This window comes from Streptomyces sp. NBC_00885 (assembly GCF_045207475.1).
In the GTDB taxonomy this organism is placed as follows: Bacteria; Actinomycetota; Actinomycetes; order Streptomycetales; family Streptomycetaceae; genus Streptomyces.
In genome coordinates this window covers 1,349,920-1,370,878 of record NZ_CP108796.1, presented here as the reverse complement: position 1 = coordinate 1,370,878, position 20,959 = coordinate 1,349,920, and the positions used below count along the sequence as shown (strand labels likewise).

Genomic DNA, 20,959 nt, shown 5'->3' with positions numbered 1-20,959 from the left:
TGAGTGTCGTGGTGTGTGGCTCCCCTCTTGGCTCCCTGGCGCAATCCGCTTTGCAGGTCTGGCCCAGCCGGCCTTGGTGGTGTAGAGCTGAGTGGTCGGTCAAAATACTTCGATGGATCAGGCGATAGTTGCGGGAGTCAGTGCTGTCGGGGGCACCGTGATTGGCGCTTTGGGTGCGGTGTTCGGCCCCCTGCTGGCCCAGAGGCGAACTCAAGATCACGAACGCAGGACCCTCACTGATCGCGATGTCCGGGAGGCTCTTGAAATCACAGCGCATCTGCGCACTGCGGGAGCCATGTGGGAACGCGACATGCGACGGGTCCTACGAGACATCAGGGTGGGTCGTTCAGTTGACCTGAGAGAGTTCGATGACTCCATGCGATCCCTGGAGCAGGAGATGAGGCAAAGCGTGAACCGGCTTGTGGCTTACCGGTTGCACGTCTCCCGACAGGTCAGCGGCCGTGTGTTCCTGCCTATGGGAAGGGCAGAGGACATGCTGCGCGAAGCAATCTCCGACGCGCACGGATCGCCGGATGCGTTGTGGCGGGAGATAGCGGATGCCATCAGGGAGGTATGGTCCATTCGTCACGAATTGGACGAGGTCCTAGTACAGGAGATATCGACCGCCTTCGGGGCAACCATGACCACGCCGCCGCACCGATTTCGTCGCTCGGCCTAAAGATCAGCGACCTCTTCCTCCCGGACAAGGTCAGGGCAAGATCCCAACGTCTTCTCGAAGTCATCTCCGCGGTTCAAGGCCCTGGTATGAGTTGGTCTTGCAAGCCCTCCAGGAGCCGTCGAGAGAAGATCTTCTCCCAGATTTCTCCCAGCCCATAACGGGGCAAGACGTCATCCGAGACCATGACCTGGCCGTTGCCGTCGGTGACCCGTGGGCCGGATCCGCGTAGATGCTGGTGGCGAGAAGCAGCGAAGACTCGGCAGGGCTGGCTTCTCGTCGCTACGCTGCTGATTCTGGCATCAGTACTACGGGGGCGATGTGAACGACGAACGCCATGAGGACACGGAAAACGCCATTGAACTGGGCAGCGCCGTGCAGGTCATCCGGGACGGGTTGGTCGCTGCGGCCGAACAGGCTGAGGGGCAGGACCTGACCTTCGAACTAGGCGATATCCAGATGGAGTTCATCGTAGAGCTGCGCAAGGAGCTCAAGGGCGGCGGTAAGGTCAAGGCTTGGGTCCTGGAGGCCGGGGCCGACGCCACACGGATGTCAGCCAAAACCCACCGGGTGGCGTTCACACTCAAGCCCAAGGACAGCCGCACGGGTGATCCTTGGAAGGTGGGTAACGAGAACCAGGGCAGCGTCGCTGGGTTCGGGTCTCGGTGACGCCAGCAGCCGGCGGAGTGAGGGGCCACATAGTCACAGCCGCCCATCCCGTCGAGCGTGTGGTGGCCGTGCTCGGCCAGAGTCAGGGCACGGGCGTGCTGTTGGCCCCGCACCTCATCCTGACCAGCGCACACTTATTGAGCAGCGGCCAGCGACTCTCAGGGCAGGCCCGGGAGCAGCCCCTGTCAGTGGCGCACCCGGGCAGCTCGGACCTCGTTTCCTGCGAGGTGGTCTGGTTCAGCCTCGAGCTCGACGCGGCGCTGCTGCTCGCCGAGCGGAACGTCTTGAGCCCCGACCAAGCCGCAGCGCTCGGCAGCATCAGACTCGGTGAGCTGGTCACCGAGTCTCCACTGCCCCACTGCGAGATCATCGGCTTTCCGGACGTGCAGCGGTACGGTGCCGAGGACCGACTCGACTTGGACCAATACACCGGGACCGTGCTCCCGGTGGCGGGGCGCCTTCGTGGTGGTCTGACCTGCATGCTGGACCTGCCCCCCGCCTCCGAGCGCGGTGACGGCACCTCACCACTAGCTGGCCTGTCTGGGTCCCCGCTCTTCGCTGGCCCCGTCCTCCTGGGACTGGTCACGGAGATACCGAAAGAACGCAACCATCAGCGCGTCACGGCCATCGCCACGCCGCAGCTCATGGCGGACCAGCGGTTCTACGACCAGTTCCGCCGCCTGTGTGGTGGCAGCTTCCGCAGCGAGAGCGTCACTGATTTCCATCGCCAGGACTCGCGTTACGAGCCGGACTACGCGAACGCCGTCAGCGCCCGCTACCGGAAGACAGAGATCTTCGGCCTAGAGGAACTCGGGCGCAACGAGTCCACCTGGGACCTGGAAACTGCGTATCTGCCGCTGGAGGCCGAACCCTCCGTCCAAGCCAAGCCAGGCCCGCCAGAGCTGGGCCCTCGGCGCATCAACGACCTACTCGCCGACCGTCCGCGCATACTGCTGCGCGGCGAGGCCGGAGCAGGCAAAACCACTCTGGTCTGGTGGCTGGCGGCGCACTCCGCGGCCGGTACCTTGGGCCCCGAACTCGCCGACCTTAACCACCTGGTGCCGTTCGTCGTGCCGCTGCGTAGCATCCGTGCCCAGGGCCGCCCCTTCCCCAAGCCGGCCGAACTTCCCCTCGCCGCCGAACTCCAGGTCGACAACCCACCGGAAGGCTGGGCCCGCCGGGTTCTGGAATCCGGCCGTGGGCTGCTGCTGGTCGACGGATTGGATGAAGTACCGCGTAAGGACCGGACAGACGCTGCTAGTTGGCTCTCCGAGGTGCTCCACCGCTATCCCAAAACGCGGTGCATGGTGACAGTCCGCCCTCTGGCCGTGGAGAAGAGGTGGCTCACCGAAGAAGGATTCGACGAGCTGCGGTTGCTGCCTATGCGCGACCCGGACATCAGGGAATTCGTAGCGGCGTGGCATCGCGCCGCCGTGGGATGTCGCGACGAGCTGGCCGAGTTAGAACGGGAACTGAACCAGCAGCTAGACAGGAATCTCGCGCTGCGAGATCTGGCTCGGACACCCCTGCTCTGCGCCGTGATCTGCGCCCTGCACCACCGCAATCGAGGTCTGCTGCCGGACAATCGATGGGCTCTGTACCGTTCAGCGCTGGCGATGCTTCTCGGTAGTCGGGACACGCAACGGAAGATAGGTGCCGCTGAGGGCATCACGCTCAGTGTGGAACAGCAACAGCAGTTGCTACAGCGCATCGCGGTCTGGCTGGTGCGCGGCGGTCAGACACAGCTGTCACACGAGGACGCGATCGAACAGATCACCCTCGCTCTGAAGGGCATGGCCCGGGTCCGAAAGAGCGCCACGTCGGAACAGCTATTGATTCACCTCCTTAATCGCAGCGGTCTGCTCCAGGAACGCAACGGGGATGCAATCCAGTTCATCCACCGCACGTTCCAGGACTATCTGGCGGCCAAGGAGTTCCATGAGAGCGGCTCCCTGAACGAAATGCTGCGCCATGCCGCCGAGGAAGACTGGCAGGACGTGATACGGCTCGTGGCCGGGCACTGCGGCCGAGGGCAGACAGAGAAGATCGTAGAGAATCTGATCGCCCAAGGTGACGCGGTGGACGACCGCGGGAAGCGGGTCGATCTATACGTGCTGGCGGCGCATTGTGCCTTCGAGTCGGCCTACTTCGAGGATCGGGACGAGGTCGAGGAGCGCCTGAGACGGCTCATGCCGCCAGGGCACGAAGACGTCGCCAAGCTGGCCTCGCTGGGACCGGACTTACTGCCGCTACTGCCAGGGCCGGACGGTCTCAGTGCCAAAGAAGCGGCCACGGTGGTACAAACCGCGGCAGGTGTTGCGGGCCGTGAAGCCATGGAGATCATGCAAACTTTCACAGTGCGCGGTGAATTCATTGTTCGATACAACCTGGCTGCTAACTGGGGACAGTTCCCCATTCGGGATTACGCCCAAGAGGTGTTGTCCCGGATCTCTTGCAACGGTATACCAATGGACGTCGATAGCCTTGAGAAGCTGGTACAGCTCCGCAAGCTCGGTCCTCTCGGAAGGCTGAGACTGCGCGGCCCGCTATCACCCACAGCGGTGGCCAGGGAATTGCCCGACGGGTGGATGCGAGGGTTGCAACTGGAGAGCAATCCGTCGGTCGAAAACTTCGCGTTCCTGGCCGGACAGCAGGAGCTACGCGACCTGCAAGTCATAGATTGCTTCCGTGTCACGGATCTGGCGGCACTCGCTGCTCTGCCGTTGAGCCACCTCACTCTCAGCGCCGAGCATCTCTCCCTGACCGCATTGGATGCCATCGGTAGCATTGCGACTCTGGAGCGGCTCGTCTTGCAGGCGCTCCCCTTTGAATGCCGTGCTTTGCCCCGCGTACATCACGGTGTCAAGCACCTCGCCCTGAGGGCCCTGCAGTCAGTGGCACTCAATTCCCTTCCCGAGTGGCAGGGGCTGCAGAGCTTGCGTCTCAGCGGGCCCGTGAACATCTTCCACGCGTTGGATCTCGTACGAGAGTTGCCAGAACTCAGAGAGTTGCGAATCGAACTGCGGCGGATTCCAGATCTCGCACTCGTGCGGCCGCTTCCCTGTGTCTCCAGGCTGCACCTGGGTAGAGTGGAGGACCCTTCCGACCTCGCGCAGATCGTGGCTAAGTTTCCCGCCCTCAGGCATCTGCAGCTCAATTTGAGGGCCACAAGAAATTTGAGGACCGAGAGGCGCCGGAGTGCCACCGCTGACAAAGCGCTCGACCTTACACCACTGGCCGAAATTACCAATCTCAAGCTGCGGGTCTTGATGCCGTCGATAGACAACCCGGTAATCGGCGCCGATCTCTTCGGTGAACGCCTCCATCTGGCCAGAGGTTATATAGGAGGCTCCAGCTCCATCCGCAGAACCGATCTTGATCGGAGGGTCGTCGATCCACTGTTGAGGCCCTGACATACAACGCAGCCTTGAACGAGGTAAGGAAGTTCTTACCGCGGTGCAGCCCCCGCTCTGCCAGTGGCAGAACGGGCATACTCGCTTTCGAGGTCTGTTCCCAGGTGGGGAGATCCGGTTCGGGGTCGTTCATCTTGGTTCGTCGCCGGGTTTCGCGGGTCCCGGTGAACGTCCACGAACGCTCCCGTACGGCAATGAGACGGGAACTGAGACGAGGCTCGGTAGTTCGAAGCGGCTACACGCCGCTTCCCCTCAGTGCGGGGTGGGGGCTATGCACCCGATTGAGCGGTCGGAGCCTGCAGAGCGTTCTTTGCTGCCTCATGGCGAAGTTTGCGGGACTCGGCCAGACGACGACGCTGGGCAGGCTGGACGTAGAGGATGACTGTAGCCTCGGCGACCAGTTCGGCGATATCGGCCAGTTCCTCAGGTGTGTACTCAAGACCATGGTGCGCGCTGTCGTTGCCGACGATGCGGGTTTCGTCGAGTGCGTTGATCACCTCGGATGGCAAGCCCTTCACTGCCAGCTCTTGGATCTTCCCGTGGAGCGTGTGATGGGTAGCGCCCTGGTCCTTGCAGATCTCCTCGACGGTGGCCCGGTAGCCCACGCCTGCAAGACGAGGCGCGCCGACGTTCTCCGTCCGAGACGCTTCTTCGTAAAGGCTGCGGATCTTCTCCGGCACCTCCACACCAAGGACACGAGGCGGAGGAGCTGGCCAGAGGACCTGTCGGCTCACCTCAACGGTTGGCCGATTCACATGGTCGGGCATGCCACCCCGCTTGCACGAGGCGAGCTCCAGGACGGAGCGGCCGCACAGCTGGCAGAACCAGCTTTCTCCTTGCTGCCACGAATCGAGACCGTGGGTGTTCAGGTAGCCGCCGGTGAAGTTGTCCTCCTCCCAGTTGAAGCTACGGAACTCGGGGGAGATCACCCACTCCTCTACGAGATCCATGGCGGATCCAATGCCGCAGTCCGGGTACGGACAGACAGCCCTGCGCTGACGTATCACAGCGAATTCGTGCTCGGCCATTCGGAAAGCCTACCGAGCCCTCGTGCCAATATCACCGGTTTATCCGGAACGAGGGGCAGCGCGAGGCTCAGAGGCCAGCGGCCCCAACCGGAAGGCGGAGCCGATTGCGCCTTCCGTAGCGGGCCTTGCTGCCATCCGCTCCGATGGCCTTGCTACGTATGGAGGGGCAGGAGACTGGGTCTCGGGACTCCCACCAGTTCGCTGGCCGCGGCCGTCTGCTGCGCACAGTCCCATGGGACGCTTGAGTGTGACGGCGGGCAGAGAGGGAGAAGAGTGTCGGAGCAGGCAAGCCCTCGGGGGACCTTTGTGAAGATCGCGGATGCCGTGAAAGCGGAGATCAAGGCCAAGCCGGAGATGACTGAGCTGCCGACGCTCGCGACCCTTATGGAGGAGCACGGCGTATCTCGGGGCGTAGCCCTACGGGCCTTCAACGTGCTTCGGCAAGAGGGTTTGGCCGAACCAGTGCCGGGTGGCCGGTGGCGCGTGATCAGGCAGGGGCAGAGCGTCGACCGCAGACCGTTGGCTGAAAAGATCGCCGACGTGATCACGAGAGACAATATCGCGGTGGGTGCGCCGTTCCCCAGCACGTCCGCACTCGCCATGCGGTTCGGTGTTTCGCGACCGACCGTGACCAAGGCGCTTGGCAAGCTCGAAGCTGCCGGCCTGCTGTCGGAAGCGAGGCAGGGGAAGCAGCGCACTGTGTTGGCTGTGCCAAGCCGAGAGGAGCAATCCAAGCTGTGAGTGCAACGGAACTGACCGAGTGGGCTTATCCCCTCGCCGAATCGCTGTTGGCCGATCCGCTGCCGCGTCGCTGGAAGCACTCGCTCGGGGTGGCGGAGCGAGCGCGGTCCATTGCACCCATCCTCGGTGCGGACGCGGATCTCTTGGAGGCCGCCGCGGTGCTGCATGACATCGGGTACGCACCGGACCTTGCCAAGACCGGCTTTCACCCGCTGGACGGTGCGCGGTATCTGCGGGACCTGGCCGACGCGGACGAGCGGTTGATCCGGCTCGTGGCTCACCACTCGTGCGCCTGGATGGAAGCTGAGGCCCGCGGCCTGCGCGATGAGCTGGAGGGCGAGTTTCCTCGCGAGCGCCCGCACCTCGCCGACGCCCTCTGCTACTGCGACATGAACACGACCCCGGATGGCTCGCCCACCAACCCCGTGGACCGCGTCAACGAGATCGCCGGGCGGTACGGGCCCGACAGTCTGATCGGCACGTTTATCCGCCGCGCAGAACCGGAGATCCTGGCCAGCACCACCCGAGTCCTGGAGCAGGTCGCCGCGGCCAAGCGTCAGCCGATGTAGGGAGACGTTCGCGTCCGGTCCATCGCGTGCTCGATGCGGAGCCGCATCGTGGGGTGGATGTCGAGTTCCGTCAGGTCCGCTGGGGCAACCCAGCGGACCTGCGTTGTCTCGTCGCTCGTACGAACGTCCCCGCCTATCGGCCGTGCCCGGAAGCAGATGCTGAACTGCTGCCGCGCCTCCCCGTCGTCGTACAGCATCACGTGGCCAGGGTCCGTGTAGATCCCCGACATGTCGATGACCTCGGCCTTGATGCCGGTCTCTTCCCAGACCTCTCGCACAACGGTGTCACTGATCGACTCGCCCACATCGTGTCCGCCGCCGGGGAGTGCCCACCGGCCGTTGTCGGACCGCTGGATCACGAGCACCTGGCCCGCGTCGTTCTGCAGGAACGCGACGACCGATGGCACGACGGAGTTGGCCGGCGGGGCGTCGGGGTCGTGGAGATAGTCGATGCGTCCCATGCTCAAGCTCCCGTGAGGTCTTGGTCTGTCACCTGGCGCGCGCCTCCCCAGGTCTGCTCGATGCTATTCGCGTATGTGTCGAAGAGCCCGCCACCCGGCAAGCGTCGCAGGTGCAGAACGGGAGCCAAGTACGCGCCGATGCCGTAGACGTGGGTGTTCACCAGCATCTCGTTATCGGCTCGGAACAGCGAGTTGTAGAGCGTTGCGTCATGCAGCCGAAAGCCGATGTCTGGATGACTGCTGAACAGCGGCCGGTAGTTCATCAGCGCATTGCGAATCTTGCCGTCCATGATCTGGTGACCCTCGTCTATGCCGCGCTGCTTGACCGCTGCACAGTCCGGATCCCCGAGCAGGATGCGCACCTGCGCGTTCCCCTGAACCTTGGCCTTGAGTAGGTCGTGAAAGAGCGGGTCCTCCGACAGCCACAGCCCGGAGTAGACGAGTACGTCGATGTGCGACTTGGCTTGCCCATAGATCTCGCGCCAGAGCCCGGCGGGCACCATGTGCCGATGCGGGTAGACGGTGACGATCTCAGCCTTGCTCAGGTCCGAGGCGCTTTCGACGGTGCGGGAGTCTTCCCACAGCGTCGTCACATCGACCTTGAGTAGTGACGCTGTCGCGTACTGGTGCCGCCGATACGGGACCTTCCCCTGAGTGATCCAGCGTTCGACCGTCTTCGGGTTGACCTCGATCGCGTCGGCCAGGTCCTGGACGGTCATGCCCTGGGCCAAGAGAGCAGACCGTAAGCGCTCGTTGGACATCTCAACCCCCGGTGGGACGTCTAGGGACTTCCTGACGGTAGCGAGATCGCCCCAAGGTGTCCATGCGCGGGGTGAACAACGCCCCTCACCTGCACCGATTCTGATGGTGCGCCAAGAAGTCCCGGCGCGAGAACCGCAGAGTCCGTCGGCAAGCTTGACGGATCTCGATGCAGTACCTGTAATAGAGGTACTGCATCGGGGGAAGTTCGATCGCGGTTCTCAGCAACGTCTGAGGGGCCTTCTTCGGGCTGCTCAGCAGTAGAGGGCGGGGACGCTGCAATCCCGCTAAAGGCCAGGGGAACAGGGCTTCGGCCCGACTGGCGAGGTGGCCCGGTGACCGCGTGCAACGGCCGGAGGGTGGGGACGAGGTCCCCCTTGCAGTGCGACATCACATACGACCGGCGAGAAGAGGAGTTCTGATGCGTACCGGGGCGCTGCTTGTGCTGGACCGGCACGGACGGTGATGCCCCTCGCGTCTCCCTGATCCGCCGCTGAGCGCACTGGGACATCCGGTGATTCGCGGAGTCAGGTCACCCGCGCAGCGGTCTGCTGCGGCCGGTTGCCTCCGCTGCTCGTCTCGTACGAGCAGCGCTGAGGGGAGCCGGACGGCTTGCTTGTCCCTCTCTACCTGGGAGTTTCCGCATGGGTGCTGCTCTGTTCGCTGCGGTCTTCATTGCGTTATGGGTCGGGCACTCGGTGGGTGACCACTGGGTGCAGACCTCGCATCAGTCGTGCACGAAGGGGGCGCCGGGTTGGCCCGGCCGCCTCGCCGCGGCGCAGCACGTCGTCACCCTCACGGCCACGAAAGCCCTGCTGCTGATTCCGGTGGCGTGGCTGCTCGGGCTGGAGCTCTCCGCGGCCGGTGTGGCTGCTGGCCTCGCAGTGGATGCCCTGTCGCATGGCTGGGCTGATCGACGCAGCACCCTCGCCCGCCTCGCTGAGGCAACGGGCAAGGGCGAGTTCTACCGGCTGGGTTCTCCGCGTGCCGGCCGGGACGACAACCCGCACATCGGGACCGGCGCCTACGCGCTGGACCAGTCCTTCCATCACCTGTGGCTGCTGGTCGCCGCTCTGATCATCGCCACCGTCTGACAACTTTCCGCCCCACGGCGCGCGGCCCCGGAGTTGCACCTCCGGGGCCGCTGTCGAGCCGTGAACCTGCTAGGGAGACCACGACTCATGAAGCACATCGCTGCTGTTCAGGCGCTTGTTACCGCCCCCGACTTCGACCGCGGGCCCACGGCCGCGGAGCTGGACGCGATCGAGTGGGAGATGCCCGTCATCACGGCCGAGCTCGAACTGCTGGACGTGCAGATCACGATCCTGGACCGCACGCCGTCGCCGCTGGACGTCCGCCGGATCCGGCGGGCCCGCCGGCGGGTGCTGGTCGCCCGCCGTGAGCTGACGAACCGGGGCGTCACGGTTGACCCGGAGGTGGCCTGATGGAGGGCACGTTCACGGCACAGATGTCGGCCAGCCGGACGAGCGGCCGGTGGCGGCTGTACGTGGTGCTGCTCGGGGTGCCGGTGTCGCAGTGGCCCGAGCGCGCTTTCGGCAGTGCTGTGGTGCCGACCGTTCAGGAGCGTTCACGGGCGCTGAACGCGCTCGGCTACGCGCTCACTGATGGTGCGCAGTGGGAGTGGACCGAGGACAGCGAAACCCCGGACGACCCCTCGTCGGCGGTGCTGCTGATCGCGTCGGTCACGGTGCGGGAGGCGACGGAATGAACAGTGTTCAGATCCGTTCAGCAGAGCGCGCGTTGTCGGTCGGGACGTGGCTGATCGTGGCCGGGGCGATGCTCTACTCCATCCTCACCGTCACGCCGCTCATGGCCGTTCACACCCCTGATGAGTGGGACTGGACGGCGCCGATTCTGCCGCTGGTGGTGGACGCCGCGGTTGTCATCGTGGTCCGCCTGGACGCGGTGCTGGCCCGGTTGGGCGGGCACGGTGGCCGGTGGCCGATCGCGCTGCGGTGGATGACCGGCTGCATGACCCTCGCGCTCAACGTCGCCGACTCCGCGCTGAGGAAAGACCTGGTGGGAGTGGCTGTGCACGCGGTCGCGCCGCTGCTGCTGATCGTCACGGCAGAGACCGGACTCGCCTACCGCCGGGCCATCACCGCCGCCCTGGCCGCGCAGGAAGCCCGTATGCGGGCCGAGCAGAACGAGCGCGAGCAGGCTGCGCGGGAACAGCGCGAGGCGGCTGAGCAGCGGGCCCGCGAGGAACGCGAGCACGCCGCGACGCTGGCCCGTGAACAGCGCGAGCACGAGGCACGCCTCGCCCGTGAACAGACCGAACGGGAGCAGGCGGCACGACGTGCGGAACGGGAGCAGGCCGAAGCCCGCGAGCGTGCCGAGCGGGAGGCCCGTGAACGCCGTGAACATGAGCGTGAACAGCAGCAGCGGGAGCGTGAACGCCTGGAACGGGAGGCTGCTCAGCGCCGCGAGGCGGAGCGTCTGGAGCGGGAAGCGGCTGCCCGTCGTGAGCAGGCGGAGCGGGAGGGGCGGGCCGCGCGTGAACGGGCCGCGCTGCTTGCTGGCGGCCCGGTGAACGAGAAGCTGCCCGAGGACCGCGCCCGCCAGATCGTCGCCGCTGCGTTCAGCGAGGGAATGCCCGTGCGGGCGGCTGCGGACTTGTGCGGCTGGTCGGTCGGCTGGGTCTCCACCCGCTACCAGGAGTACCGCGACACCACCGCCGGCCGGACGCTCGAAGGCGCATCGTCGTGAGCGCGCTGCCGGTCTACCGGTGGCGCCTGGCCCCGGACGGCTACGCCACCTACCGCCAGCTGCGGGCCATGGGGCTGTGGCCCGGGGGGCAGGACGTGGCCGCGGAGTTGCAGCGCCCCCGGGGTCGCCGGGGCCCGCTGGTCGCTTACCTGTACCGGATCGACCGGGCCAAGCCCGTCCGCGCCATGACGCCCGCCAAATGCGCGGCCCTGGAGCGGGCGAACGCCGCTCGCCGGATCTGCCCGAACTGCCGCCGTGACGCGGGCTATCGCATCCCGCCGTCGCGCGGCATGTGCACGCCCTGCGCCGACTCATCCGCATCCGCCGCCTGACACGACAGGAGACACAGCACATGAGCAGCCAGACGGAAGAGAGCACCACCCCGGCTGCCGGGAATCAGGGCTCGCACCACTACGTGCTGACTCTCGATCTGCCCGGCCGGGTTGCCGGTACCTGGTACGGCACCGTCACGCCGGCCTCCGACGACACCCGGTACAGCCTCTTCGTGGCCCTGCGGGACCACGTCGGCACGGAGAACCCCGCGTTCGCCAGGGCCAACGTCGTCTTCTTCTCCCTGGAGCCGAACCGGCTCTGACCTGCAACACCTCGCCCAGCAGGGCCCGCACGCGCCGCCTACCAAGCCTGCGTGCGGGCCCTGCTGTTCTCCAGCGAAGGAGTGCACACCAGCATGACTGACACCACCATCGCTCCGGAAGCGGGCACCGAGGCCCCGCCGGACACCACACCGCCCCCGGCCGAACCGACACCCGCCCCGGCCGCCGCCGAGGTTGAGCACACGCCGGGCGGGTGGCCGGTCGTCCCGCTCGCGGTGACCGGCACGAACACCACCACCTCCCTTCTGGCCGCCGCCGCGCTGGTCGGCGGACCTGCCGCGCTCGCCGTCGCCGCCACCGGCGCGGTTGTTCTCGGCACCGTCGCCGCGGCCACCCGCCACCGCCGCGACCGTAAGGGGAAGACGACGACCGGCCGCGCGGCCCGAACCCGAAGCGCATCGGTCGGCCGTGCCTCCCGGCACGGTGCGGGGCGGGTGCCGGGCCAGTCCCGTAACGGGAACGCCGGCACCACCAAGGCCACTGGTCGCAGCCGGGGCAAGTCGCCCCGCGCTGCTGCCGGTTCCCCTACGGCTGCCAAGGCGGGAGGGCTGAACCGCAGCCCTCGCAAGGCCGCCGGGTCGTCGCCGTCCGCAGTGTCGAGCAAGGCTCGGGGCAAGGTCGGACAGGTCAAGTCGCTGCGCGATTCGGCCCGGAAGGCGTCGCCGTCGCGCGCTGCTCGCCGCAACGACACGCAGGGCGCCCGCCGTTCAGTGGCGGACGCCCGCCGCAAGGCCAAGGCCGATCAGCGGTCCGCCTCGCTCGCGAAGAAGGGCCCGGTCGGTCGGGCCGTGGGGAAGGCTGCCGGGCGCATTGGCAAGGCCCGGGGTGCGGCGATAGAGCGCGCCCGTAAGGCGCGTGATCAGCGGACCGCCGGGCAGGTCGCCGGGCAGCGTGACCAGGTGCGGAAGGCACCGGCCCGCAAGCAGGCGCGCAAAGCCCTGCGTCGTTCGGCTGCCCGGCTCCAGCGTCGCCGCCTGCTCGCGGCCCTGCTCGCCGGTGCCCTGGGCATCGTCGGTCTGATCACGTCCCCGATCGGGCGCAAGCTCGGGCTGCCGTGGCTGGTGCACCCGGGCCGCCGTCTCTACGCCCGCATGATGCGCACCGCCGACGAGCAGCGGACAGCGCGGGATGAGGAGATCCGGGCGGCCCTGCAGGACGCCGAGGCCGCCGTCGATGCCGAGGCCGCCGAGGACAACGCAGGGCAGATCGGGGACACGGCCAAGCGCCCGGCCGGGCCGACGCCGACAGCACCCACCAGCAGCGAGAGCAGTGAGGGAGAGATCGTGTCTGGTTTCCGGTTCGAGGAGTACGCGGCGGAGATGGAAGCCGCGGCCAACAGCTACGACCCCGAGGACGCCATGGAGATTCTGGCCATGGTCGAAGGGCTCCCGGCCGCGCTGACCAGCGTGGCGAACGTGATGCGGATCCTTGCCGAGCGGGCCGACTCGGAGTTCCCGCTGGAGAAGGAAGTCGCGGACGGCTTCAACGACATCTTCGGCGCCCTGATGAGCGCGGTCGCGGTCGCCGAGGACATGGGCCCGCTGTTCCGGCAGGCCCACGAGCAGGACATCGCACGCCACGAGGACCCGCGCAACGGGACCGAGGCCGAGAAGGGATGGAACGTCTAACCATGACCACCAACACACAGGCCAGCACGGGGCCGGTGTGGGACTGGGCTGCCGGTCACGGACCCGTGACCGGCGCTCTGTCCGCCACCACCGGAGCATTCGCCCTCGCCACCACCGGCGCCGCCACCGGCATGCCCCCGGGCTGGGTGCTCGCGGTCGGCGCGGCCGGGGCGATCGGCCACACCGCGACCAGCCTCCGCGACCGTCTCTCGGCCCGCACGATCGGCATGCGCGCCGCGTCGTGGCTGGTCGGTGCCGGGTGGACGACATGGGCCATGGCTTCGGGCCCGCTCACGTGGGCCGCCCTCGGATCCCTCGCCACCCTCGGTGTCGGCCTCGGGGCTGCCGCCCGCGCCACCCTCCTGCACGAGGAGGCACGGGAGTTGGAGGCCATCGCCGCCGCTGACCGGCAGGTCTCCCAGGAACTCTCCGCGGAACGGCGGGCGATCGCCGCCGAATGGGTGGACCGGATCCAGCGCGTGTGCGGCATCACCGTGCGCGTCCTCGCGGTCGAGATGTGGCCCACCGGGGCCGGGTTCACGATCGATGCCGCGCTCCCGCTGGGTGGCGTCACCTACGACAAGATCGCGCGGGAGTCCGCCCGCCTCTCGGCGGATGCGCGGCTGCCGCACGGCTGCACCGCGTCCGCCTCGCAGGGCATCGACCAGGGCCGCGTCCTCATCGACGTGACCACGGTCAACGTGCTTGCGGCAGAGGTCACTTACCCGACCGACTACGGGCCGCTGTCCCTCCACACGGGCATCCCGTGGGGCCTTAGGACGAACGCGGACGAGATCCGCGCCTACCTCCGCGAGCAGTGCGCGCTCGTCGTCGGGCCGACCGGATCGGGCAAGACCAATATGGTCCACACGATCCTCGCCGGGTTCGCCCGCGCCACCGACGTCCTCACCTGGGTGATCGACCTCAACGCCGGTTCCGCCGGCCTGCCCTGGGTCCGCCCCGCCCTCGCCGGGGACCGCGAGGGGATGCGGCCGGGGGTGGACTGGCTCGCCTCCACCCACGAGGAAGCCGCGCTGATGCTGGATGCGGCCGTGCGGATCGCGAAGCACCGCAAGATGGCCTACCAGGACCTCATGTCGAAGGCGAACACCGATCTGCTGCCGATCAGCGCGCAGATTCCGCAGATCGAGATCGTGATCGACGAGGGCGCGGAGATCCTCGCGAGCATGGACCGGCCGTCCAAGATCCTGGCCGCGAAGATCCTGGAAGTGATCCGGATCGCCCGCGCCATGGGCATCCGCACTGTCCTGACCGCGCTCGGAGCCACCGGGGCCGTCCTCGGAAACCTGATGATCCGCCGCGAGGCAAAGGTCAGGGTCGCCCTCACGGGCGGTGAGACCGAAGGCATGGACCTGGGCAAGCAATTCCCCGGCTCCCGCGGATTGCGCGTGGACCAGGCCCCCTACAAGGGCGCAGGGTTCATGGGCACCCCCGAATCGGCCCCGGCGCTGTTCAAGTCGTGGCGAATCCTGCCCAACCAGATCCGCGACATCGTGGCCGCCACGTCCGACAGGCACCCCACCCTGGACGCCACCTCCGCCAAGGCGGCAGGGCAGGACTACGCCCGCCGCTGGTACAGCGACCGCATCGCCTGGATGCACGACCACGACCATGCACCCGCCACGAGTACAGCGGCCGAGGCGGCCGGCACCACGGGCGGACTGAACCTCTCCGCCCTGCGCGAGCAGCCGCCCGCCGCAGAGTCCGCCGCGGACGCGCTCGCCCGGAAGTTCCGCGAGCAGATCGACGCCCAGTTCGCCACCGCCCCCGAACCCGAAGCCACCGAGCCGGACACGGGGACGCAGCAGCCGCCCACACCGCCCGGGCTGAACCTCTCCGCACTCAGGGCCGAGGACAACGCCGCGAAGGAGGCCGCGCTCGCGCTCCTCCTCGCCGCCGGGCCAGAGGGAACCGGGGCATCCGCCATCGCCCGCGCCCTCGCGGACGAGCACGGCACCACCCGACAAACCGTCGTCGGATGGCTCAAGACATGGACCGACGACGGCACCGCCATACGCGTCGGAGCAGGCACCAAAGCCCGCTACGTCCACCACCGCCACGCCCCCGAGGCATGACCGCCTGTCGCTTGTCGCCCATCCCCGCGAGAAGAGCCCTGGGTGGCTCTGTGAGGGCCGAAAACGGCTTGTGACCTGCAAGGCGACAAGCGACAAGACAAGACAAGCGACAAGCCGCACGACAAGAGACACGACAAGCCGACACCGCACGGCGCTGCACATCGGGCCGGTCTCCACACCCTGTGGAGACCGGCCCGCCCCGTTCCCGCACCACCCACCGCGAGACGAACGGAGGCACCACCATGACCCACCAACCGCCCGGACCCGAACCCGGAACCATCGCCCCGCACATACCCGCCCACCTCTACCGGCAGGCCGAACGAGAAGGCCGCCCGATCATCGTCGTCCTCCAAGCCGCCCCGACCGTACGGACCGCGCACACCTACCTGGTGCCACTCGGCCTCGGACTCGCCACCGCGATCGGGGTCGCGGGCACCGTCGCCGCGATCCTCGCGCTCTTCGAGTTCGCCATCCACACCGCCACCCTCATCGCCGGGGCCGCCGGACCTCTCGGCATCGGCGGCCTCACCTTCAAGCTCACCCGCCCCAAGGCCGAATGACCCACACCAGCTCCATCAACGACTGAGGAGAACGTCCATGACGACCACACCCGTGTGGTTCGAATCACTCACCGACAGCGTGTACGCGCTCGGGGCCGCGGTCCGCGAGGCACAGCGTGCCGCCCGCGCTGCCGAACTCGCCCGCGACTCCTACGACCTTGACCGACTGCGGCCCGTCGACGGACAGGTTCGCATCGACGGCCGCGACCCGGGCGGCGTGCCGTTCCGCCCGCACGATGACGCCCTGTTCGCCATCGGCGACGTGCATCGCGAGCAGGCGGGCAAGCTACGCAGCCTCTACATGCAAAGCGCGATGGGCTACGCGTACGGCACCGCGTGGGCCATCCTGCGTGTCCTTGACGGCCAGCAGCCCGACGCAGTGCAGCTTGGCCGTACCGCCGAAGGAAACTACGTCATCCCCGGTGAGCTGTGCCCGGTCCCGCCCCTGATGCCAGGTCTGCAGCGCTGGAACGACTACCCCAAGTTCGTTCAGGCGCACACCCGGTGGCTCATCTGCGAGGAAGCAGCCTTGTTCGCCGAGTACCTCGACGACCAGCGGCAGCTCAGCGACCACGAGGCCGGTGAACTCCACGAGGCCCTAGACACCGCAACCGGCGTGCCCGACGCCGCGTACGCCTACGGCCTGCTCGCCGAATCCGCCCTGCGCGTCGCCCAGCACGCTCGCGTACGGGTCGCCCGATAGCTACGCCCGGGGTGACCGCTCCATCTCGCCAAAGATCCGCGGTCACCCCGGCATCCCAGCCCTGCCATAGAGAACTGGAGACATCCAGCATGACCCATGACGCCCGAACTGCGCTGCTGCGCGCGGCGCTGGACGCCGCGGAGCGCGACTGGCCTGTCATTCCCCTGCATCCCGGCATGAAGCGGCCCGCGGGTCACCCGGAACGGGCCTGCCCAGGCACCGGCCGGTGCGCTGGCGGACACCGCAAGCCCGAGCAGCGCGCCACCGCCGACCCCGAGCTGATCAGCGCCGCATGGGCCAACTGCCCCTACAACGTGGGGATCGCGACCGGTCCGGCCGGTCTGCTCGTCATCGACCTCGACCTGCCCAAACCGGAAGAGCCGAGCGGAGCGCCTGACGGCGGCGCCAATTTGCGGGCGCTCTGCGAGCGCGCCGGAGAGGTCCTCCCCACCACCTACCGGACCCGGACCGCGAGCGGTGGGGCGCATCTGTACTTCGCCGCTCCGTCGGGCGTGCGGCTCAAGTGCAGCGTGGACCGCCTCGGTCGGCACATCGACACGCGTGCCTGGGGTGGCTACGTCGTCGCTCCCGGCAGCACCACCCGTGAGGGCGACTACGTGGTCACCGACGATGCGCCGGTCGCTGAACTGCCCACCTGGCTCACGGCGTTGCTCCTCGAACGGGCAAAGCCAGCAGCTGCGCCGGTTGTCGTTCCCGTACGGGACGGCACCCGCGCCGCCAAAGTCGCCCTGGACCGCGAATGCGACGTGGTCAGGGCCGCGAGCGAGGGCGGGCCTAACGGCCGCAACGTCACCCTGTACCGCAGCGCCTGCAAGGTCGCACGATTCGTCGCGTGGGGCCACATCCCCCGGCACGTGGTGGAGGAGGCAATCCAGGCGGCGGGGGAGTCGACGGGACTGCCGCCGGCCGAGTGCCGCACCACCATCCGCAGCGCCCTGGAATGGGTCCTGCGCGCCGCCGGACCCCGGGAGGCGGCATGAGCGCCCCCACCTCCCCCCGCCTGGATTGCCCTACCCCAACCGCGAACTACTCGCATGACGCCGAACAGGCTCGCCCCGAGGCGGAGGTGGGCGCCCCGAAGGGCATCGCCGAAGGCGTCCCCTCTGCTGTTGGCCCTGGGCCGCGGCAGGGAGACGGCCGGACCCCGGTCGGGTGGCTGACGATCCGCACACCGCGTGGCGCGGTCCCCACTGCCACCTCGTGGTGTGCGTGCGGACGAGACCTGTTCGCCGCCGGACACCGCAAAGTCCTCGCCCTCGCCGCCGACCACACCAACCATCGCGACACCTGCCCGCTCCGCACCACTTCCCAGGAAGGGAGGGCCGCTGCATGAGCGCCCCCGCATCCACGACGCCTCCCATCGACGGCGCGCCGTTGCTCGATCAGGTCGAGCGCTTCCACCGCCGGTTCAACGTCTTCCCCCGCGAAGCCGCCTACGTCGCGGTCACCCTGTGGGACGCGCACGCGCACCTCATCGACGCGTTCGACGGCACTGCCCGCATCGCGTTCCTGTCCCCCGAACCGGGGTCAGGAAAGTCCCGCGCCCTGGAGATCATCGAAACACTCACCCCCCGCGCCGCGACCACCGTCAACGCATCCCCGAACGCACTGTTCCGGCTCGTCGAAGCACCCGAGGGCACCCCCACGCTCCTCTTCGACGAGATCGACACCGTATTCGGACCCAAGGCCGGCGGCGACGAACTCGTCCGCGGCTTCCTCAACTCCGGATACCGGCGCGGCGGTAAGTCGCTGCGCTGCGTCGGGGACGGCTCCAACCAGACCGCCGCATGGTTCTCATCCTTCTGCGCGGTCGCCATGGCCGGACTCGGGTCGCTTCCGGACACGATCCTGACCCGCTCGGTCATCATCCGCATGCGCAAGCGCGCCCCGAACGAGACGGTCGAGCCCTACCGCAGGCGCACCCACGAGAAGCAGGGCAACGCCCTGCGCGACCAACTCGCCAAGTGGGCCGACACCGTCCGCGACCAGGTGGCGGACGCCTGGCCCGTCATGCCCGAAGGGGTCACCGACCGCCCTGCGGATGTGTGGGAACCGCTGCTCGCAGTCGCAGACGCCGCCGGCGGGGATTGGCCCGAGCGGGCTCGCGCCGCCTGCCTCGAACTCGTCCACGCGGCCACCGAGAACGATGAAGCCTCACTCGGCATCCGCCTCCTGACCGACCTGCGCGACAGGGCGTTCTGCGGAGCAGACCGGGTCTCCACCGCGGTCATCCTCGAATGCCTGCTGGGCATGGACGACGGGCCGTGGGCGGACCTGGACGACAAGCCGCTGAACTCCCGGTCCCTGGCCAAGCTGCTCGGACAGTACGTCACGTCCGGCAACAAGCCCATCAAGCCGCGGGGTATCCGTACGGCGTCCGGCTTCCCGAAGGGCTACTACGCGGAGGACCTCACGGACGCCTGGACCCGCTACTGCCCTCCTCCCCCCGGAGAAGCCGCCACATCCGCCACGTCCGCCACACCGCAGGTCAACGGGGGTGGATCCGTGGCGGATAGCCCTTCCGGCACCCGCCACATGTCTGCGGAAGGCGCCACACCGCTGTTCCCCGTCGCAGGCTGACCAGCCCGACGCGAAGGTGCCGCCACACCACCAGGTGTGGCGGCACCTATCCGCCACACCACCGGCATCCGCCACAAATCCAGGCCGCTGACCTGCGATGTGGCGGCGTGGCGGACGTGGCGGATCCCCCAGAAGGGGAGCGACCGCTCCACTCGATCGCGTTCTGAAGGAGACATGCGTCATGGCCACGGCACCTGATGCCTCAACCCTCCAGCGCCGCCTCCACCCGGTACTCGATGCCGCCTACGTCCTCGGCTTCGAGCGCACCACCGCCTGGGAGGAGATCCGCCGCGGGCGACTGCGCACCGTCCGAGTCGGCCGACGTGTACTCGTCCCCACCGAGTACATCGATGCGTACGTGGAGCTGCTGAAGCGAGAAGCCGAATCCACCAACTGATCATCCGTACCGCCGGAGCCGCGCCCCAGATTGGGGCGCGGCTCCGGTCATCGAGAGGCAAATGCAGCAGATGACGACGGAGACACCCGGCCGGCGGCCGAAGGCGGGCAACGGGGAAGACTCGATCTACTGGGACAAGTCCAAGAACCGCTACGTCGGAGCCGTTTCACGCGGCTACGCACCGGACGGCACACGCCGCCGCCCCAAGGTTTACGGCAGAACGAAGACCGAAGTCCGAACCAAGCTGAGGGACCTGAAGCGGGACCTTGCCGCAGGCGTGAAGACGTCGAGCAAGTACACAGTGGAACGAGCCGTCAACGACTGGCTTGCCCGGGGGCTGAAGGGCCGGGACCAGGCCAGCCTCAAGGCGTACTGCAGCCTGGCAAAGAATCACGTCATCCCTGATCTGGGCAAGGCCAAGTTGCACGAACTCGGAGCTGACGACGTCGACGAGTGGCTGGAGGCCAAATCGGAAGAGCTGGCCCACGAAACTCTGAAGCGCATCCGCTCCATCCTCCGCCGCTCGATCGCACTGGCCCAACGGGACGGGGCAGTCACCCGCAACGTCGCCGAACTCGTGGAACTCCCCGACGGGCAAGCGGGCAGGCCCAGCAAGTCCCTCACCCTGGAGCAGGCGCAGAAGGTGCTCAAGGCACGGCCAGGCACGTGGATTCACGCCTACGTGGTGCTGGCCCTTCTTGTCGGAATGCGCACGGAGGAGGAACGCCCTCTCACTTGGGCGCACGTCCACACCGAGACCGGGCACGACACTCGGCCGCACGTGGACGTCTGGCGATCCGTACGCAAGAAGGGCGACACGAAGACCAAGAAGAGCCGACGCTCGCTGGCCATGCCGAAGCAAGCTGCCGCCGTCGTGGACGCCCACCGCAAGCGTCAGCAGGAAGCGTGCGAGGCGGCAGGCGTCGCCTGGACGCCCGACTGCCTCGTCTTCCCCAACGACGAAGGCCAGCTGCGGTCTTCAAAGAGCGTGTTGACCAACTTCCGGGCCCTCCTCAAGGAAGCGGGGATCGAAGCGCCAAAGCAGTGGACGACGCGAGAGCTGCGAACCAGCTTCGTCTCACTGATGTCCGATCACGGAATCCCGATCGAGGTCATCGCTCGGGTGGTGGGCCACAGCGGCACCGCAACGACCGAGCGTGTGTACCGCAAGCAAATCCGACCCGTCATCACCAGCGGCGCCGAAGCCATGGAAGACATCTTCAAGGCATGAGAGCCAGCGGTACCTGACGACGTCACGAGTCGGAATCACAGCCCGTGGCTCCCTCTGTGGCTCCCCCTACCCGTTTCGCCGCT

22 protein-coding genes are annotated in these 20,959 nt (G+C 67.6%); 19 read left to right on the top strand and 3 right to left on the bottom strand.

All coding sequences use genetic code 11. From position 1 onward, the window contains the following. Positions 1–112: 112 nt before the first annotated feature. The 3 genes from OHA61_RS06280 to OHA61_RS06270 all read left to right on the top strand — a co-directional run bounded on the left by OHA61_RS06280 (position 113) and on the right by OHA61_RS06270 (position 4,758). Entirely contained in the window at positions 113–679 is a 567-nt protein-coding gene (locus OHA61_RS06280) for a hypothetical protein (RefSeq protein WP_406302143.1), read from the top strand. Between the two features lie 318 nt (positions 680–997). Continuing rightward, the gene (locus tag OHA61_RS06275; RefSeq protein ID WP_406302142.1) at positions 998–1,345 is read left to right on the top strand and encodes a trypco2 family protein; all 348 of its coding nucleotides are present in this window, start codon (positions 998–1,000) and stop codon (positions 1,343–1,345) included. 59 nt (positions 1,346–1,404) lie between these two features. After that, positions 1,405–4,758, top strand: coding sequence for an NACHT domain-containing protein (locus tag OHA61_RS06270; protein ID WP_406302141.1), 3,354 nt, complete (start codon positions 1,405–1,407; stop codon positions 4,756–4,758). Positions 4,759–5,027: 269 nt separating this feature from the next. Here OHA61_RS06270 and OHA61_RS06265 read toward each other — a convergent pair whose 3' ends face one another. Further along, positions 5,028–5,786 carry a DUF4145 domain-containing protein gene (locus OHA61_RS06265; RefSeq protein WP_406302140.1) on the bottom strand — a complete coding sequence of 253 codons (759 nt, stop codon included), beginning with the start codon at positions 5,784–5,786 and terminating at the stop codon, positions 5,028–5,030. Between the two features lie 306 nt (positions 5,787–6,092). Between OHA61_RS06265 and OHA61_RS06260 the strand changes: the two genes are divergently transcribed. Both OHA61_RS06260 and OHA61_RS06255 read left to right on the top strand, forming a co-directional pair. Continuing rightward, positions 6,093–6,527 (top strand): GntR family transcriptional regulator, encoded by a 435-nt coding sequence (locus OHA61_RS06260; protein WP_406302139.1) that lies wholly within the window; start codon positions 6,093–6,095, stop codon positions 6,525–6,527. Beyond that, a complete protein-coding gene (locus OHA61_RS06255; protein WP_406302138.1) occupies positions 6,524–7,096 on the top strand; it encodes an HD domain-containing protein in 573 nt (190 codons plus the stop codon). The genes OHA61_RS06260 and OHA61_RS06255 overlap by 4 nt, the downstream gene beginning before the upstream one ends. On the opposite strand, the gene OHA61_RS06250 is transcribed toward OHA61_RS06255, so the two are convergent. Together OHA61_RS06250 and OHA61_RS06245 are read right to left on the bottom strand one after the other, a co-directional pair. Next, entirely contained in the window at positions 7,084–7,557 is a 474-nt protein-coding gene (locus tag OHA61_RS06250; protein WP_406302137.1) for an NUDIX domain-containing protein, read from the bottom strand. The genes OHA61_RS06255 and OHA61_RS06250 overlap by 13 nt on opposite strands. A 2-nt stretch (positions 7,558–7,559) precedes the next feature. Then, complete coding sequence (locus OHA61_RS06245; protein WP_406302136.1) at positions 7,560–8,276, bottom strand: XRE family transcriptional regulator; 717 nt, start codon at positions 8,274–8,276, stop codon at positions 7,560–7,562. Positions 8,277–8,960: 684 nt separating this feature from the next. Between OHA61_RS06245 and OHA61_RS06240 the strand changes: the two genes are divergently transcribed. From OHA61_RS06240 to xerC, 14 genes are all read left to right on the top strand, one after another. Further along, positions 8,961–9,410, top strand: coding sequence for a transcriptional regulator (locus OHA61_RS06240; protein WP_406302135.1), 450 nt, complete (start codon positions 8,961–8,963; stop codon positions 9,408–9,410). Between the two features lie 87 nt (positions 9,411–9,497). After that, positions 9,498–9,761: a DUF6284 family protein gene (locus OHA61_RS06235; protein WP_406302134.1), complete on the top strand. Its 264-nt coding sequence runs from the start codon at positions 9,498–9,500 to the stop codon at positions 9,759–9,761. Then, positions 9,761–10,045: a DUF6303 family protein gene (locus OHA61_RS06230; RefSeq protein WP_406302133.1), complete on the top strand. Its 285-nt coding sequence runs from the start codon at positions 9,761–9,763 to the stop codon at positions 10,043–10,045. Before OHA61_RS06235 ends, OHA61_RS06230 begins: the two co-directional genes overlap by 1 nt. Beyond that, the gene (locus OHA61_RS06225) at positions 10,042–11,046 is read left to right on the top strand and encodes a DUF2637 domain-containing protein (RefSeq protein WP_406302132.1); all 1,005 of its coding nucleotides are present in this window, start codon (positions 10,042–10,044) and stop codon (positions 11,044–11,046) included. The genes OHA61_RS06230 and OHA61_RS06225 overlap by 4 nt, the downstream gene beginning before the upstream one ends. After that, positions 11,043–11,378: an RRQRL motif-containing zinc-binding protein gene (locus tag OHA61_RS06220; protein ID WP_406302131.1), complete on the top strand. Its 336-nt coding sequence runs from the start codon at positions 11,043–11,045 to the stop codon at positions 11,376–11,378. The genes OHA61_RS06225 and OHA61_RS06220 overlap by 4 nt, the downstream gene beginning before the upstream one ends. Before the next feature lie 20 nt (positions 11,379–11,398). Then, positions 11,399–11,641: a hypothetical protein gene (locus OHA61_RS06215; RefSeq protein WP_406302130.1), complete on the top strand. Its 243-nt coding sequence runs from the start codon at positions 11,399–11,401 to the stop codon at positions 11,639–11,641. 93 nt (positions 11,642–11,734) lie between these two features. Continuing rightward, positions 11,735–13,288 (top strand): hypothetical protein, encoded by a 1,554-nt coding sequence (locus tag OHA61_RS06210; protein WP_406302129.1) that lies wholly within the window; start codon positions 11,735–11,737, stop codon positions 13,286–13,288. A 2-nt stretch (positions 13,289–13,290) separates the two neighbouring features. Continuing rightward, positions 13,291–15,384 carry a hypothetical protein gene (locus OHA61_RS06205; RefSeq protein ID WP_406302128.1) on the top strand — a complete coding sequence of 698 codons (2,094 nt, stop codon included), beginning with the start codon at positions 13,291–13,293 and terminating at the stop codon, positions 15,382–15,384. Between the two features lie 242 nt (positions 15,385–15,626). Beyond that, positions 15,627–15,944: a hypothetical protein gene (locus OHA61_RS06200; RefSeq protein WP_406302127.1), complete on the top strand. Its 318-nt coding sequence runs from the start codon at positions 15,627–15,629 to the stop codon at positions 15,942–15,944. Positions 15,945–15,981: 37 nt separating this feature from the next. Next, positions 15,982–16,647, top strand: a complete 666-nt coding sequence (locus tag OHA61_RS06195) for a hypothetical protein (RefSeq protein ID WP_406302126.1) — start codon at positions 15,982–15,984, stop codon at positions 16,645–16,647. A gap of 89 nt (positions 16,648–16,736) precedes the next feature. Then, positions 16,737–17,648, top strand: coding sequence for a bifunctional DNA primase/polymerase (locus tag OHA61_RS06190; RefSeq protein ID WP_406302125.1), 912 nt, complete (start codon positions 16,737–16,739; stop codon positions 17,646–17,648). Between the two features lie 349 nt (positions 17,649–17,997). Beyond that, complete coding sequence (locus OHA61_RS06185; protein ID WP_406302124.1) at positions 17,998–19,248, top strand: DUF3631 domain-containing protein; 1,251 nt, start codon at positions 17,998–18,000, stop codon at positions 19,246–19,248. Between the two features lie 181 nt (positions 19,249–19,429). Then, a complete protein-coding gene (locus tag OHA61_RS06180; protein WP_406302123.1) occupies positions 19,430–19,645 on the top strand; it encodes an excisionase family DNA-binding protein in 216 nt (71 codons plus the stop codon). A 70-nt stretch (positions 19,646–19,715) separates the two neighbouring features. Further along, positions 19,716–20,876 (top strand): tyrosine recombinase XerC, encoded by a 1,161-nt coding sequence (gene xerC, locus OHA61_RS06175; RefSeq protein ID WP_406302122.1) that lies wholly within the window; start codon positions 19,716–19,718, stop codon positions 20,874–20,876. Positions 20,877–20,959 lie beyond the last annotated feature (83 nt).

What these genes read in the sequence shown, in the direction of transcription:
- OHA61_RS06280 (WP_406302143.1), top strand. Translation starts at nt 113, where the DNA reads ATGGATCAGGCGATAGTTGCGGGAGTCAGTGCTGTCGGGGGCACCGTG.
- OHA61_RS06265 (WP_406302140.1), bottom strand. Translation starts at nt 5,786, where the DNA reads ATGGCCGAGCACGAATTCGCTGTGATACGTCAGCGCAGGGCTGTCTGT.
- OHA61_RS06250 (WP_406302137.1), bottom strand. Translation starts at nt 7,557, where the DNA reads ATGGGACGCATCGACTATCTCCACGACCCCGACGCCCCGCCGGCCAAC.
- OHA61_RS06245 (WP_406302136.1), bottom strand. Translation starts at nt 8,276, where the DNA reads ATGACCGTCCAGGACCTGGCCGACGCGATCGAGGTCAACCCGAAGACG.
- OHA61_RS06240 (WP_406302135.1), top strand. Translation starts at nt 8,961, where the DNA reads ATGGGTGCTGCTCTGTTCGCTGCGGTCTTCATTGCGTTATGGGTCGGG.
- OHA61_RS06235 (WP_406302134.1), top strand. Translation starts at nt 9,498, where the DNA reads ATGAAGCACATCGCTGCTGTTCAGGCGCTTGTTACCGCCCCCGACTTC.
- OHA61_RS06230 (WP_406302133.1), top strand. Translation starts at nt 9,761, where the DNA reads ATGGAGGGCACGTTCACGGCACAGATGTCGGCCAGCCGGACGAGCGGC.
- OHA61_RS06225 (WP_406302132.1), top strand. Translation starts at nt 10,042, where the DNA reads ATGAACAGTGTTCAGATCCGTTCAGCAGAGCGCGCGTTGTCGGTCGGG.
- OHA61_RS06215 (WP_406302130.1), top strand. Translation starts at nt 11,399, where the DNA reads ATGAGCAGCCAGACGGAAGAGAGCACCACCCCGGCTGCCGGGAATCAG.
- OHA61_RS06210 (WP_406302129.1), top strand. Translation starts at nt 11,735, where the DNA reads ATGACTGACACCACCATCGCTCCGGAAGCGGGCACCGAGGCCCCGCCG.
- OHA61_RS06205 (WP_406302128.1), top strand. Translation starts at nt 13,291, where the DNA reads ATGACCACCAACACACAGGCCAGCACGGGGCCGGTGTGGGACTGGGCT.
- OHA61_RS06200 (WP_406302127.1), top strand. Translation starts at nt 15,627, where the DNA reads ATGACCCACCAACCGCCCGGACCCGAACCCGGAACCATCGCCCCGCAC.
- OHA61_RS06195 (WP_406302126.1), top strand. Translation starts at nt 15,982, where the DNA reads ATGACGACCACACCCGTGTGGTTCGAATCACTCACCGACAGCGTGTAC.
- OHA61_RS06190 (WP_406302125.1), top strand. Translation starts at nt 16,737, where the DNA reads ATGACCCATGACGCCCGAACTGCGCTGCTGCGCGCGGCGCTGGACGCC.
- OHA61_RS06185 (WP_406302124.1), top strand. Translation starts at nt 17,998, where the DNA reads ATGAGCGCCCCCGCATCCACGACGCCTCCCATCGACGGCGCGCCGTTG.
- OHA61_RS06180 (WP_406302123.1), top strand. Translation starts at nt 19,430, where the DNA reads ATGGCCACGGCACCTGATGCCTCAACCCTCCAGCGCCGCCTCCACCCG.
- xerC (WP_406302122.1), top strand. Translation starts at nt 19,716, where the DNA reads ATGACGACGGAGACACCCGGCCGGCGGCCGAAGGCGGGCAACGGGGAA.